The following is a 14037-nucleotide window of genomic DNA, read 5'->3' on the forward strand; positions in this document are numbered from 1 at the left end:
CACTTTTAACCCTAGCTATTTAATAATAGGGTTATTCTTTTGTGGTTCTAACTTGAGGTTTTAATGAAGCAGTTTGTTGTTGGTTTTATAGCGCTTTTTTTTATATTTAACGCACACAGTGCTTCTACCAACTACGGTATTGCGTCAGTGGGGTTTAGTGATTTTGAGTTCAAAGATGTCGAAAATAGCGGGCTAACTTATAGTGTTGCTTTCGGGCGCCAAATCCATAGGCAGTGGTATACAGAAGTGGGGTACCTTAATTTAACTAACGATAGCGACAATGGCACCGAGCTTTCGGGTGACGCGCTTTACCTTGCAGTGCTCGGAAAAGCAAACAGTCAGTATGGGGAACTGTTTTATAAGTTAGGGGTTGCTAACGTTGATATTGCAAGTACGCGCTACTGTGGCAATTCAGAGTTTTCTGGTGATGCATGCTCATTTGATGAGGGTGTGGTGGCAGGTATTGCTGGCCTTGGATTTGATTATTATGTTGGTCTAAAATCTATGGTGCGACTTGAATACATTTATCTAGGCGGCGAAGAAAACCTCTCAACGCATTTAGTGTCTTTGGGCTTTCGCTACAATTTTTAATAGCCAAAAAGGTAGGGCGACTAAATACATACAAATATAGCGGTGTAATCCAAACGCTATTATTCAGCGTAAAAAGAGTGGCTAGTCAAAAACTAAGGAGCCATTTATGAAAAACGAATTAGACAGTAAATTTCTATTACAGGTGTTTGAAAAAATCCGAACCAACGGCGATAAGAAAGAAGATCAATACCACCTAAATGGCATTGTTGCGTACACCGACCTAGATGGCTACACGTTATTTATCGAAGATAAAAACTGCAAATTGCAATTTGGCTTCCATAATCAATATCACTTTGATTATGAAACTAACGACCACTTTCATACTTTTGAGAAAAAGCTGAAACAGATTGATAAAGAGTACGGCGCTAACTAAATAGGCTGATTGGGGAGGGCAACCTTCTTCAAAAATTTCACTTTATCGAGATTGGTAAATCAATGGGCGGCGCATAGAAAACAAAATCCTACGGCAGTAGTGTCGAATTATTCCACCAACGCACTTTCGACTTTAATTTGGTCTGCTACAATAGCGCTCCTCTTAATTTGTTAGGAATAGAGTGCGTTGGCTGCGGCAATTAAGGCTCCTAAATTCAAACTGTCTTTTCTTACTCCGAAATTTTGGCCTGTATGGCTAGGAGTATTTCTTCTTTACATCATCACTTGGCTCCCTCTTCCTGTCATACGATTTATTGGCGGTGGTGCAGGTAAACTTATTGCGAAAATTGTTCCTAAGCGCGTTCGCGTGGCAAAGCGAAACCTTGAACTTTGGAACCCGTCGTTGTCAGAGTCAGAAGTGCAAGCGCTATTAAAAGAGAACGTGCGAAGAACCGGAATGGCCTTATTTGAAACCGCTATGGGGTGGTGGTGGCCTGATTGGCGAGTAAAAAGAGCCATAGAAATTGAAGGTGCTGAGCATGTTGAGGCTGCCATAGCTAGCGGAAAAGGTGTGTTTGGGATGGCACTGCACAACATGAACCTTGAATTTGCATGTAGGGGAATTGGGTACTTCCACCCTAGTATCGCCTTCTATAGAAAGCATAATAATCCGCTGGTCGATTATTTACAGTACCATGGTCGTAATCGCTCAAATAAGTACATGATTGATAAGCGTAATGCAAAGGCCTTGTTAATGGCATTGGAAGACAAAGAACTGTGCCTATACCTTCCCGACCAAGACTACGGACCAAAGCAAAGCGTATTCGTCCCCTTTGGTGGAGTTGCTGAAACCGCGACCACCACAGCCACATTGATGTTTATTCGTCGTTCTACCAGTGTGCCTATGATGATTACGTCTCAGTACACTGCAAAAGGTTACAAAATCAAAATATACCCTCCATTGACCCATTTAGGGGAAATGGACGATATTGCTGCATTAACGGAATTGAACACGCATATCGACAAGGCAATTAAAGAACAGCCTGAAAGCTACTTATGGATGCACAAGCGTTTCAAAACCAGACCCAGTAAAGACACACCGTCATTGTACTAACGGAGCAGTTACCTATTATATTGTTAGGTGTACAATGACTGATGTAGGGCGTTTTTTGTGCGCAAGGTAAAAGCGAGGTAAGCTGTACTTTGGGTTTAAGTTATTGGAAGCATTAATAAAGTCATGGCTAAAAAGGTTTATTCAAATACATTATTTTGGGCGCGTCACGTAGCGCTGGCATTCGTATTGATAGTGATTGCGGGTGTGATGATATATTTGCAACAAAATAACAGTGATGACGTTCCTGCCGGTAAACCCGCTGAAGAAAAGTCGGTGGCTAAGGGATTGAGCGAGTTTTACCGCGAATTCAGAATGTCCTCTACCGATCCAGTTAAGGAAGAGCAGGGTAATTTTGTGATAGAAACTGGCGGCGTTGACCCCCAACTCGATAGCAAACTTGAAAGCATGTCTAGCCTGAATACGACGGTAGACACTAGCTGGACCGGCGAGCAAAAATTCCGCACCTTCAAAGAAGGGAGTACATTGCGAGAGGCCATCTCTACTTTTGCGCAAGCGGAAGGCATGCAGCTGATTTGGAATTTAGAGCAAGACTTCATAATCAAACATCAGTTTCAGCTGGATAACACGGTAGCTGGGTCGTTGGCAAAAATTGCTAGCGCTATCGACAGTAGTTTCGAAGGACAGGTAAATGCCTATCTTTGCCCTGAGCAACGTTCTTTGGTAGTGACCGCTGAAGAGACCGAGTTTTTATCTACCCGATGTACCCTAGTTCGCTGATTATTAGTTAAATCAAAGAAGAGCTACTTGCTCACCTTTATTATCATTACTGCCATCAGTGCTAGCATTTCTATTGGTTCAGCTGTCAGCAGCACTGCCAAATAACGCCTGCCAATATTCACTTACTGTTTCTCTCATTTGGCTCAAATGCTCGGTTTGTTCTGCATATTTAGTGTCTGCAAGGGTCAGGTGATGATATTGTTCTCTTAGCGCAAGGTAAGCTTGTTGTAGCGCGTGAGATTGTTTTTCATCAATAATGCCTGCGTTACGGATCGCATCTAGTAAACGCAAATTATCTGAAAATTCAGTCAAGCTCTCAATCTTATTCGCATGTGCTAATACCCAGTATTGAGTCATAAATTCAATATCTGCTATACCTCCCACACATTGTTTCAAATCGACTTTTTGATTGCTGGTAGAGAGTAAATGTTTGCGCATTTTTGCGCGCATTTCACTCACTTCAGTAGATAGCGTAGCCTGGTCTCTTTGAATAGACAGAATGTTGTGACGCACAGTATTAAACGCACTAAGCAGCGATATATCACCACAAATACCGCGGGCTCTCACTAGCGCTTGATGTTCCCATGTCCACGCCTCTTCTTGTTGATAGCGCTCAAATCCATCAATGTGACAACAAAGTAGACCCGCGTTACCAGATGGCCGCAACCGTAAGTCGGTTTCATACAACTGACCAAACAAAGTTTTAGTATTCAGTAAGTGCATAATTCGCTGAGCAAGTTTGATGTAAAACTGCTGGGCTTCAATAGACTTAGCCCCATTGGTAGCGGACTGGCGAGGCGCGTTGTGCAAAAACACAAGGTCAAGATCAGAGCCATAACCAAGCTCGTAGCCACCAAGCTTGCCATAGCCAACAACCGCAAAGCCCAGCTCACCATCGTTCAAATGACTCGGCACGCCAAAGCGCGCTGAAATTTGGTGCCACGCTGCTTCAATAACTTGCTCAAGCAAGACTTCCGCTAATACGGTAAGTTTATCGCTTACATTCGCAATGGGTAGCGAGCCACTGATATCACTGGCTGCAATGCGCAGCTGCTGACAAAGCTTAAACTGTCGCCACGTGTCCATAGCAAGCTCCACATCATCGTGTTCAACCCGTAGCATGGTTTGCCGTAACTCTTGCGCGTATTCGTATTTGCTGGTGGTAATATCTGAATTTTGCTGCTGTAAATAGAGCGGGGTGAGCAGTTCATCTAACAGCAGCGGGAAGCGTTTGATTTCATTCGCTATCCACTCACTCCTGTCGCACAGTTTTACCAACTGTTGCAGAACATTGGGGTTTTCCAGTAATAAATCTAAATAGGTTGTCCTGCCGGTGATCGCATCTATCACGCCGAAGATTCGTTTTAGTATATTATTTGCTTTACTGGGGTCGAATTTAATCAGCACATACAATATTTCCGGGATGAGTTTATTCAGCGTGTCTTCGCCTTTTTGACCCATTCGATATCCGCGCTGATTAGTTTTGAAATCTTGTAACTGGGTACAAATACCTTGCGCTTCGTCTACGCTAATAAAAGGGGTTAGCGTGATGCTAAATTCTTCTTTATCGAGGGAAAGTTGCCAAGCATCGCGGCAGGCATCAAATAAGGTATCTTCGCTAGTATGAGTATCTTGTGCTTCTTCAACTAATTCATTGAAGTGCCCATGTATTCTAGACATAGTGTTTTGCAGTTTTGCCATAAATTCATCATATGAACTGAAACTAAGCACGGCAATTAATGCGTTTTTCTCCCACTCACTACCAGGCAATGTTTGAGTTTGTCGGTCTTGGCATTGCTGAAGCGTGTGCTCAATTTTACGAAGAAATAAATAGTCTGTCCGTAGTTGTTCAGTCACATCAGACTCTACAACTTCAAATTCGGCAAGCTTATCAAGGGTAGTAAGTAGCGACTTACTTTGTAACTCAGGCTCTCTGCCACCATGAATAAGCTGAAAGCTTTGTGCGAAAAATTCAACCTCGCGAATACCGCCCGCACCAAGCTTAATGTTATTGCTCAAACGCCTACGTCTAATTTCCGTAGCAATAAGGTGCTTCATGCTTCTAAGCGCATCAATAGTGGTGAAGTCTAGGTAGCGCCTGAAGGTAAAGGGCTTAAGTATGCCGTTTAGCGAAGCTACATCAGTAGAATCATCATTATTAATCACCCGCGCTTTCACCATTGCAAAACGTTCCCAATGACGACCTTGCTCTTGATAATAATCTTCCATGGCGTCAAAGTGCATCACCAAAGGCCCCGACTCACCGAATGGCCGCAGTCTCATGTCTACACGATAGACTTGACCATCCGGAGTAACCTTGTTGAGCGCTTGTATCAATTTTTGCGCTAAGCGGGTAAAAAATTGCTGATTTTCAATAGGTTTCTTTTCACCATTTGTCATGCCTTTTTCGGGGTAGGCAAAAATCAAATCGATATCTGATGAAAAGTTAAGTTCGCGGCCGCCTAATTTCCCCATGCCCAAAATGTACATGTGAATAGAGCCATTTTCACCACAAGGCACACCATGTTTGTCACTTAGCATAGTGTAAAGCCATTGGTAAGCGGATGTAATTAATACATCAGCTAACGCCGAAACCTGCGTTAACGATTGTGTAATAGTCTGTTTGTTAAGTCCGTCACGCGCGGTGATAGCAGCCATATGAAAATGGCGGGATTGGCGAAGTGCGCTAAGCAGCTCGTCTTCGGATTTAACATTTTCCAGCTTTTGCGTAACAGCATGATTGTAAAAGCTTTGTGGCTCGTCAGGAATCGATTCAACCAGCATAGCGCCAACCCACTCAGGGTGCTGAAGGCAAGTCTCTGCAAAAAATAGCGATCGGCCGAATAGGGTAGTGAGATCATTTTGATAATGGGCTAAGTCACTATTAACGTGCTCATTATCTGAAAGCTTTTCCCAGGTTTCGTTAGCTTGTTGTGCATTGCTCATGGTAATTGTGTTGTCTGTTGGCATAATACTGGCTTCGACAATAATAAATATTTCAAAACATTGAGATAAAAAGAGTCTGTCACAGTTTTTGGGGCGTAACCACCCTAAGGTTGTGTTTAGGTAAAAGGAGTAATATTACGTGGATGCTTTAATTAAACTCGTGCCGCTAGGTTCTGACTTATGGATTTACCTTGCCATCGATGTAAGTATCGCCCTAGCACTGTTGGTGGTTATGAAGTGGGTGACTGGGCTTATGAGAAAGAACTCAGTGACCGAAGAGCTTGGTATTAAAGATAATTTTGCTTTTGGTATTAGTATAGCCGGTGGCATGTTGTCGCTTTGTATCGTACTTAGTTCGGTAGTAGGTCGTCATATCGGCCAGGGTTACAGTGAAGCCGCTACAGGTATGGTGACATTCGGTATTGTTGGTATTCTGCTAGTGAAGTTTGGTCGTTTTGCCCATGACAAGTTAGTACTCAATCGTGTAGATACCCACGCTATGATTTCCGAGCGCAGTGTAAGTGTTGCACTGGTAGATGCTGCAAGCTTAGTGGCCAGTGCCATCGTGCTTAAGAATATTATGGTATGGGTAGATGGTAGTGACATGAATGCCATTATTGCCATCGTGACGGGTTTCTCTGTCGTACTTACCATGTTACTGGTGATGACCCGTATTTTAGAAGTACGCTATGCAAAAGATAATCAGAACGACTCCTTTCAAGGCGCGCTTCGAAAAGGTCAATTGGCATTAGCCATAGAACACTCGGGCAATTTACTAGGCACCGCTATGATTGTTTCAGCAGCGAAAAACTTACTAATTTATAACCCTTCAGGTTATGTAAGTAACGTAACTGGCTGGTTAGTGGTAAGTGTAGCGTTAGCTATCGCATTGCATATATTAGTGCTTATTAATAAAAAAGTGATCATGTTTGGTATGAACTTTAGACAAGAAGTCGACCAGCAACATAATGTTGGCGTAGCTTCACTTGGCTTTACATTAAGCATTGGTACTGCCATGGTGATAAATGGTGTACTGGGCGGTTAAAGCAATTTTCAAGCTGTCAGCGTAACGTTGACAGCTATGACCAAACTAAATACTACTGATAATTAGAAGGGCAAATGTACTGGCTGTTGTCGCATAGGGCGATAAATAGGCTTTCAGGCAAAACCTTCTGTTTGACGATAGCCCGTTTTTTCTCTTTAGAAAGTTGCTTTACCTTGTATTCAACTTTCGAGGCTGTCGACCTATCTCCAATTAAGAAAATGGCCCTAAATTGAAGTGGGCCTTTTCCTTTCAAAGCCCGCGCGCCACCAACAATTTCACCTCGATGCTGGGATATTCTTCGTTCCGGCGAAGTCGTAATGCCCGTATACAATTGACCCAGTTTATTTTCGATAAGATAAAGGTACCAAGTTGACTGCTGCTGGTGGGTATTCACGTTGTTGGCTGTTATACTCATTGGCAATTTGAAATACATCGATAAAGTTGTCTCATCAATGATTTTACCAGATTTTAGTAAAGCGAAAGTGCTTATTGTAGGTGACCTAATGTTAGACCGCTATTGGAGCGGTGGCACAGGTCGTATTTCCCCTGAAGCGCCTGTTCCTGTAGTGAATGTGCAGTCTTCTGAAGACCGCCCAGGCGGCGCGGCAAACGTGGCTGTGAACGTGGCTACCCTTGGCGCTAAAGTCACCTTACTTGGTATGTGCGGTAACGATGAAAATGCCAAACTTCTACGTGAGCGCTTAGAGTCCTTTGATATCGACTGCCAGTTTTTCGCGGTTGAAGGCCAAGACACAATAACCAAACTTCGGGTGATGAGCCGTAATCAGCAATTGCTTCGGTTAGATTTTGAAAAGAGCTTTGCTGATTCAGATAAATCTGAACTAGAAAGCGCTTTCGATGGCGCCCTTGATGATGTTGATATTGTAATATTATCTGACTACGCCAAAGGGTGCTTAAGCAACCCCCAAGCGCTAATCCAAGCAGCTAAAGCAAAAGGTAAGCGCGTTATTGTCGACCCTAAAGGCAGTGACTTTAAAAAGTACGCTAACGCTACGCTTATCACACCGAACATGGAAGAACTAAACCATGTGGTAGGTGAGTCTACTTCCGAGAAATCATTAGTATCAAATGCACAGCAGGTTAAAACTGAGCTTAATTTGGATGCGCTACTGCTAACCCGTTCTGAGCAAGGAATGACCTTGTTTGAGGGAGACAACGCAGAGTTTCACTTACCTGCAAAAGCGAAAGAAGTGTACGATGTGACTGGCGCTGGCGATACAGTGGTATCGACATTAGCGGTAGCGTTAGCAAGCAAGTTGCCTCTACAGGCCGCCTGCGTGTTAGCTAATTTAGCCGCCAGTGTGGTGGTTGGGAAATTAGGTACGTCTACCGTTACCAATACCGAGTTAGCGCTAGCCCTAGGTGAACAATCTGTACATCTCGATGGCGGTGTGATGACCGAAGGTCAGCTTGAGATGGCGATGGCTGCAGCAAAAGCCCGCGGCGAACGTATTGTAATGACTAACGGCTGTTTCGATATTCTTCATTCTGGCCATGTGGCTTATTTAGAAGAAGCCGCGCAGTTAGGTGACCGGCTTATTGTGGCAGTAAACACCGATGCATCGGTGACGAAACTTAAAGGCCCTGGAAGGCCTGTGAACAACACTAATCGCCGTATGGCAGTACTAGCTGGCTTAAGTGCGGTTGATTGGGTAGTGCCCTTCACTGAAGATACGCCACAGCGATTAATTGCCTCGTTATTGCCAGATATATTGGTGAAAGGTGGTGATTATCAAATTGATGAAATCGCTGGCGGCAAAGAAGTGATTGCCAACGGCGGCGAGGTTCAAGTGTTAACGTTTGAAGATGGCGTTTCTACCACCGGGATCATTGAGCGTATAACACGAAACAAGTTAACCTAGCATTTTCGTCGTTACCTCAATTTTTGTTTCAGTAAATGTAAAATGTAGTCGTTCGCTAGCCGCACCCGTTAATCGGTGAGCTAGCAAAGTGAGCAGTTTTTCAAACGGATATCAGCATGTACGAAAGTTACTATGGACTTAACGCTAAACCTTTTCAGTTAACACCAGACCCAGGCTTCTTTTTTGCCAGTAAGTGGCACAAACGCGCCATGTCATACCTTCAGTATGGGTTGTCGCAGGCGGAAGGGTTTATTGTTATCACAGGTGATATTGGTACGGGGAAAACCACCGTCGCGAATAGTTTGCTGGCTGAAATTCAAGACGATATTTTTGCTGCCCAAATAGTCACCCCTAAACTGTCTCCTGATGAGCTGGTTAAAATGGTGGCGTCAAAGTTTGATATCAACACTGACGGAAGAAGCAAAGCTGAAATTCTCAAGATGCTTGAGGTGTTCTTATACGACCTAAGCACCCAAGGCCGCCGCGCATTACTACTTGTTGATGAAGCGCAGAACTTACCTTTGGAGTCTATTGAAGAGCTGCGCATGCTGTCTAACTTTCAGCTTAATGGTAAGCCGTTAATACAAAGCTTTTTATTAGGGCAAGAAGAGCTGCAGCCAATTTTACGAGCACCCAATATGGAGCAGTTCAGGCAGCGTATAGTGGCTTCATGCCATTTAGCGCCGCTCACGTTAGATGAGTGCAAAGAGTATATTGAATATCGCTTACATCATGCTGGCTGGAACGGCGAAGATTTGTTTTCAGAAGGGGCGTATGAGCGCATTTATAAGTTTACCCGCGGTGTGCCTCGTAAAATAAATACGCTGATGGATCGTATCATGCTTTTTGGCTTTTTAGAGGAGCTTAAAAGCTTTGATGAAGAGGCGGTAAGTGAGGTAATAGATGAAGTTAAAGCGGAAATGTTTGAGCCTGAGAGTGGGGGGGGGCATTCAACATCCCAACCCCATGACTTTGCAGAGCACCCTGAAAACAAAACGATTATGACTCCCGGTGGGAATATCATACGAGATACTAAATACTATCTTGATATGTTGGCCGAGTTGGTAGATGCGTTAGACGATGCAATATCGCATAAGGTTAAAATGACGCAGTATGTAGATAAACTGATGAAGAAAAAGTTTAAAACGTACGTAAGGCTGAAGAGTACTGATAAGAGTGAGTAGGAGAGAGGTCGCTATGCCTCACTCAGAATAAGTTACATATAATTGTAAATAATCGAAAGGGTAATTCGTTGATCTGTGTAATTAGCGCCGAATTGCCCGCCAAGGTTGAGATCACCACTCTTTTCGATATAGTTATAATCGATACTCGTCGTAAGTGAACGGCCAATTTTACGTTCCAAGCCTAACGACGCATTCCAGTTATCGGATTCACCAGTGGCGATATTCTCGCTATTAGAACGTTCTTCGATATTTGCGTAAGTTATGTTGGAATTAAGATACATATAACTACCAAGTTTATAGGCTAGTGTAGTACCGAAACTATAGGTTCTCCGTAATCTATCTTCATCTAAATAATTACTCTCATCGTAACGCCAAGAGAAAGCTAGTGTTAACCTTGAAAAGTCGTACCCCGCTTGGAAGTTGGTACTCTTTAAAAGAATAATGTTGTCATCAAACGATACGTTTTGTGTAGTAAGTTGAATGAATTGCTCATCTGCACTTGGAGTGTAACTCAAACTGTTAGGTTGGAAGCAATCGGAAATTGAAGAAGAATTCGTAGGGCATATAAATACCCCCAAGTTATCGAAATCGGTCAACAATTGAGATGTATTAGTTACGTCTTCAGAGTACGATAAAGACGTACGGAAATACTTTGAGTTATACTTGATATCGGCAGAGGCTGAATCTCCGTAAAAGCGTTTACCGTAGCTTCCTGCCACAGAAGTTCGGCTACTCAGTGCCCATTGTAGATCAAAGCCTATAAAATTATCGCTACCTTCGTCTGATATCTCTGAATCACTCGAATTAGCTGTAACCGAAATATATCTATCAGCATTTTGTCGGTACGTTAAACCTGCGCCGTACGAATTAAATTTTCTAGTGCTACTTGAGGTATCTATTCTGTTGGAGATCTGATTCGCTTCGTGGCTTGCAGTAATCCTGAAAGCCCAATTTTCAATAAACACCGTATCCACGTATCCATCAGCAGTACGTGATATATAATCATTAGATGAGGTTTGGTTTCTTTCTGTATCTTGGTATGTACCTGAAAATTCCCAGATAAAACGCTGTGCATGCTCAGAGTTTTGTAAGGATCCAGAAAACTGCATGGTGCTGTTATCTAATCCATTCTCGGTATTAGTTGTTGAGCTTTCGCTCTCCAAAGCAGAATAAGAGGCAGTGCCATAGGCACGTACCCAATCGCCTCTATCAATAATTGCTTGGGCAGCGACTCTGTTAGTTCTTGTTTTAGATAATGAATCAGCATTACTCAGAAAGTCAGAGACTAGGTAGTTACTAGAATCGGTATTCTGATAGGTTAGGCCACCAGATGCTTCAAAAAAAATAAATCTATCAAAAGGTGCCCAGTTTGCAGAGTAACTATATTCACCATAAGTATCCTTTCTGCTATTTATTTCCTTATCTCTCTCAAGGTGAGTTACTGAGCTGGTCCATGTCCCCGAAAACGTTCGAGACTCATAAATCGCATTTACTTTAGGGAGCAATGATACAGTCGTCAGTGATAACTCACCCTGTTCTTCTGAATTGACATCTTGAAAAGTCATTTCAGCTTCCGCGGAAGCTTTTATATCGAGATCAGCATACACACAAGCAGGAAAAAGCGAGGTTATGGAGAACACAAACACGCTCGTTCCATATAGACTCAGTATATTTTGATTTCCCTTAAACTTTACGCTCGGCATAGTAATATCCATAATATCCGCTTCCATCGGTATCATGATGGACTGATTTGTTCACCACATATCCGATTGCCATATCGGGGTTGAGTCGCTCCACCGAAATTTTTATATCGCTAATTTTAGCTTTTCCTTCTTCGACGACGACTACCGCCTGGCCTGCAAAGTTCGCTAAAATAGCGCTCTCATTAATACCGATTAGTGGGGGGTATCGAAGATGACTACACGATCAGGGTACCGGTTAGCAAATTCATCTACAGTTTCATGCATTTTTTGGCTAGCAAGCATCTCTGTCGAAAGGTGATGAGATTTACCCGCGGGGATTATCTTTAATTTATCTATATTGGTGGAATATAGCACTTCAGATATGTCACTTACATCGCCAGCTAAGTATTCCATCAAACCTTTTCGCCGTTCAAGACCGAGCGTGTTCAGTACGTTGGGTTTCAGAACATCTGCGTCTACAAGCAATACTGTTTTATCTTGTTCAGATGCAATGCTTAAGGCTAAATTTGTAGCCGTAAAAGTCTTTCCTTCCGATGGGCGACTACTGGTTACCATTATGATGTTTGGATTATTAAGCGTTTTAGAAAGTCCACCAAATGCGTTCGCTAAAAGTTTACGCTTAATTTCACGGTACTCTTCATTAATCTGTTTTCGCTCACCCAATAGTGCGATATGACCACTTTCACTCAGACGCTCTAAATCTATATTAAACGGCTCTAACTGAGGAACTTGTGAAGTACTACCATGTAGGCTGTTTTCTAGCTTAGGAGACGATGTGGAGGCTTTTGATGAATTAGCATCATATTCATTATTGGTTTGCTTTGCTTCTTTTTGTTTTTGAAGCGCTTTTTCAATGGTATTGCGCATTAGAAGAACCTCTCGACAATATTTATATTCATTATTTCCGCTGCGACTAAAGCACTATAAATAAAAATAATAGCAAGGGACGAGAGTGCAAATATAAGTAATCTAACCCTATTTCGTTTTTTAATATTCTCAAAATCCAAATGAGTCACTGTGCCCCATATGGGGTAATCAGACACGCGAACGAGTTGGTTAGGTCGTGTCAGTATAGGACTAAGTTGGCTTACCACAAACGCTAAACCAATACCGGCACCAAAACCAACGAATAAAACTGCCGTGTATAAAATCAGACGATTGGGGCCAGAAGGCGTATTGGCAACAAGGGGAGGTTCTATTATTCTAAATTGCATTTCCTCAGAAGAAACTTCGGCACGGCGAGACAGGTCTGCCGACTCTCTTCTAGCTAATAGCTCTTCATATTTATCTTTTGTAATTCCATAGTCCCGATTTAATGCCGTAGATTCAGCCTCTATCTGAGGAATTAAATCGACTTTAGATTCAAGCTCTGCCACTTTATTTTCTAAATCGGTTTCTTTAACTTCTAGTGACGCAATTTCGCTCTGCAATCTGCTCATTTCTAGTTTTATTTGCTGAGTAAGCTCGTTTAGCGGTGCGCTGTCGTCATTACCCATATTCGCTAAAAATGATTCAATTTCTTTGTTTCTAGAATTCTCTAAGCTAGATAAAAGCTGCTGGGTCTCAATTACATCAGGATGAAGATCCGTAAATCTTAGTTTTAACGTATCGAGGTCTTCCTCCAGCTTTTTTATCCTATCGTCATATCGTGTCTTTAAAGTTAGTTCTTCTTGGCTTGTTACTCCGAAACTATCAGTGGCTGGGTCTCTCTTAATTTGAGATCTCAGAGATTCAACTTGCTGTTTGGTTTGTTTAATTGATAATTGTGTTAAACCAAGTTCTGAGTTCAGGTCTTGCAGACGGGAGTAATAAGTACCAGACATTGGAAGTATATCATTATACTGTCGTTTGAACTGGGCAAGTCGTTGCTCAGATTCACTTAACCGAGCTTCATACTCAGCAATTTGCTCTTGAAGAAATCTACCCGCAGTGTCGGTATCGCGCCGATTATTCCCTAACGAACCTTCGACAAATAAATCTAATGTTTCTTGAACTACCCTCTGCGCGGTTGCGGCATTAGGATGATTGTAAGAGATATTATAAATGTTGTCTCTACCTGCCGAGCTTAGTTGTATCTCGATTGCTAAACGCGTTACAAGGTCTTCAAAGTCCCTTTCTGTTTCGGTAGTAATATCCAAATCGCTTTCACGAGCAATAATTTCTACATTTGAACGGCTGAGGAGAGTTCTTGCCATCATTCTTACTTCTTGATCAGGATCGGATTGAATGGCTAAACCTTGGAGTAACGGTTGTAAAACTGAGCGAGTATCTACGTAGACTTGAGCTTTAGAAGTGTACTCGTCTGGTAAAGTTGCCACCATGACAAAACCAGTTGGGCAGATAAGCCAAGACATAATAATGACATGGCGCTTTTTAATCCAAATCCCTTTTACTAAGTCAAGGAATTGGATTAACGTTTGTTGTAAGTCCTGCATTTCAAGATGTTCCGTATACTACTAAG

The 14037-nt window shown here is 42.6% G+C and carries 11 protein-coding genes and 1 pseudogene; 7 read left to right on the forward strand and 5 right to left on the reverse strand.

What is annotated here, in order from left to right:
• Nucleotides 1–63 precede the first annotated feature (63 nt).
• The 4 genes from AMBT_RS03445 to AMBT_RS03460 all read left to right on the forward strand — a co-directional run bounded on the left by AMBT_RS03445 (nt 64) and on the right by AMBT_RS03460 (nt 2815).
• Complete coding sequence (locus tag AMBT_RS03445) at nt 64–591, forward strand: hypothetical protein (RefSeq protein ID WP_013783193.1); 528 nt, start codon at nt 64–66, stop codon at nt 589–591.
• Nucleotides 592–697: 106 nt separating this feature from the next.
• Nucleotides 698–964, forward strand: coding sequence for a DUF3081 family protein (locus AMBT_RS03450; protein ID WP_013783194.1), 267 nt, complete (start codon nt 698–700; stop codon nt 962–964).
• Nucleotides 965–1150: 186 nt separating this feature from the next.
• Nucleotides 1151–2077, forward strand: coding sequence for an LpxL/LpxP family Kdo(2)-lipid IV(A) lauroyl/palmitoleoyl acyltransferase (gene lpxL, locus AMBT_RS03455; protein ID WP_013783195.1), 927 nt, complete (start codon nt 1151–1153; stop codon nt 2075–2077).
• A gap of 123 nt (nt 2078–2200) precedes the next feature.
• The gene (locus AMBT_RS03460; protein WP_013783196.1) at nt 2201–2815 is read left to right on the forward strand and encodes a TcpQ domain-containing protein; all 615 of its coding nucleotides are present in this window, start codon (nt 2201–2203) and stop codon (nt 2813–2815) included.
• Between the two features lie 78 nt (nt 2816–2893).
• Here AMBT_RS03460 and glnE read toward each other — a convergent pair whose 3' ends face one another.
• Nucleotides 2894–5785 (reverse strand): bifunctional [glutamate--ammonia ligase]-adenylyl-L-tyrosine phosphorylase/[glutamate--ammonia-ligase] adenylyltransferase, encoded by a 2892-nt coding sequence (gene glnE, locus AMBT_RS03465; RefSeq protein WP_013783197.1) that lies wholly within the window; start codon nt 5783–5785, stop codon nt 2894–2896.
• 115 nt (nt 5786–5900) lie between these two features.
• Between glnE and AMBT_RS03470 the strand changes: the two genes are divergently transcribed.
• A complete protein-coding gene (locus tag AMBT_RS03470; RefSeq protein ID WP_013783198.1) occupies nt 5901–6806 on the forward strand; it encodes a DUF350 domain-containing protein in 906 nt (301 codons plus the stop codon).
• 52 nt (nt 6807–6858) lie between these two features.
• Here AMBT_RS03470 and AMBT_RS03475 read toward each other — a convergent pair whose 3' ends face one another.
• Nucleotides 6859–7221, reverse strand: coding sequence for a GIY-YIG nuclease family protein (locus tag AMBT_RS03475; RefSeq protein WP_041452746.1), 363 nt, complete (start codon nt 7219–7221; stop codon nt 6859–6861).
• 37 nt (nt 7222–7258) lie between these two features.
• Between AMBT_RS03475 and hldE the strand changes: the two genes are divergently transcribed.
• Nucleotides 7259–8689 carry a bifunctional D-glycero-beta-D-manno-heptose-7-phosphate kinase/D-glycero-beta-D-manno-heptose 1-phosphate adenylyltransferase HldE gene (hldE, locus tag AMBT_RS03480; protein WP_013783200.1) on the forward strand — a complete coding sequence of 477 codons (1431 nt, stop codon included), beginning with the start codon at nt 7259–7261 and terminating at the stop codon, nt 8687–8689.
• Between the two features lie 116 nt (nt 8690–8805).
• Nucleotides 8806–9873, forward strand: a complete 1068-nt coding sequence (locus AMBT_RS03485) for an XrtA/PEP-CTERM system-associated ATPase (RefSeq protein WP_013783201.1) — start codon at nt 8806–8808, stop codon at nt 9871–9873.
• Between the two features lie 32 nt (nt 9874–9905).
• Here the strand turns inward: AMBT_RS03485 and AMBT_RS03490 are convergent, their stop codons facing one another.
• The 3 genes and pseudogenes from AMBT_RS03490 to AMBT_RS03500 all read right to left on the reverse strand — a co-directional run bounded on the left by AMBT_RS03490 (nt 9906) and on the right by AMBT_RS03500 (nt 14011).
• The gene (locus tag AMBT_RS03490) at nt 9906–11519 is read right to left on the reverse strand and encodes a porin family protein (protein WP_232363180.1); all 1614 of its coding nucleotides are present in this window, start codon (nt 11517–11519) and stop codon (nt 9906–9908) included.
• Between the two features lie 37 nt (nt 11520–11556).
• Nucleotides 11557–12443 (reverse strand): annotated as a pseudogene (locus AMBT_RS03495) (XrtA-associated tyrosine autokinase).
• Nucleotides 12443–14011 (reverse strand): XrtA system polysaccharide chain length determinant, encoded by a 1569-nt coding sequence (locus tag AMBT_RS03500; protein ID WP_013783204.1) that lies wholly within the window; start codon nt 14009–14011, stop codon nt 12443–12445. Before AMBT_RS03500 ends, AMBT_RS03495 begins: the two are co-directional and overlap by 1 nt.
• Nucleotides 14012–14037: the final 26 nt, after the last annotated feature.

The organism is Alteromonas naphthalenivorans, assembly GCF_000213655.1.
GTDB classification, from domain to species: Bacteria; Pseudomonadota; Gammaproteobacteria; order Enterobacterales; family Alteromonadaceae; genus Alteromonas; species Alteromonas naphthalenivorans.

Coding starts and splice junctions, on each gene's coding strand:
- AMBT_RS03445 (WP_013783193.1), top strand. CDS start 64: ATGAAGCAGTTTGTTGTTGGTTTTATAGCGCTTTTTTTTATATTTAAC.
- AMBT_RS03450 (WP_013783194.1), top strand. CDS start 698: ATGAAAAACGAATTAGACAGTAAATTTCTATTACAGGTGTTTGAAAAA.
- AMBT_RS03460 (WP_013783196.1), top strand. CDS start 2,201: ATGGCTAAAAAGGTTTATTCAAATACATTATTTTGGGCGCGTCACGTA.
- glnE (WP_013783197.1), bottom strand. CDS start 5,785: ATGCCAACAGACAACACAATTACCATGAGCAATGCACAACAAGCTAAC.
- AMBT_RS03475 (WP_041452746.1), bottom strand. CDS start 7,221: ATGAGTATAACAGCCAACAACGTGAATACCCACCAGCAGCAGTCAACT.
- hldE (WP_013783200.1), top strand. CDS start 7,259: ATGATTTTACCAGATTTTAGTAAAGCGAAAGTGCTTATTGTAGGTGAC.
- AMBT_RS03485 (WP_013783201.1), top strand. CDS start 8,806: ATGTACGAAAGTTACTATGGACTTAACGCTAAACCTTTTCAGTTAACA.
- AMBT_RS03500 (WP_013783204.1), bottom strand. CDS start 14,011: ATGCAGGACTTACAACAAACGTTAATCCAATTCCTTGACTTAGTAAAA.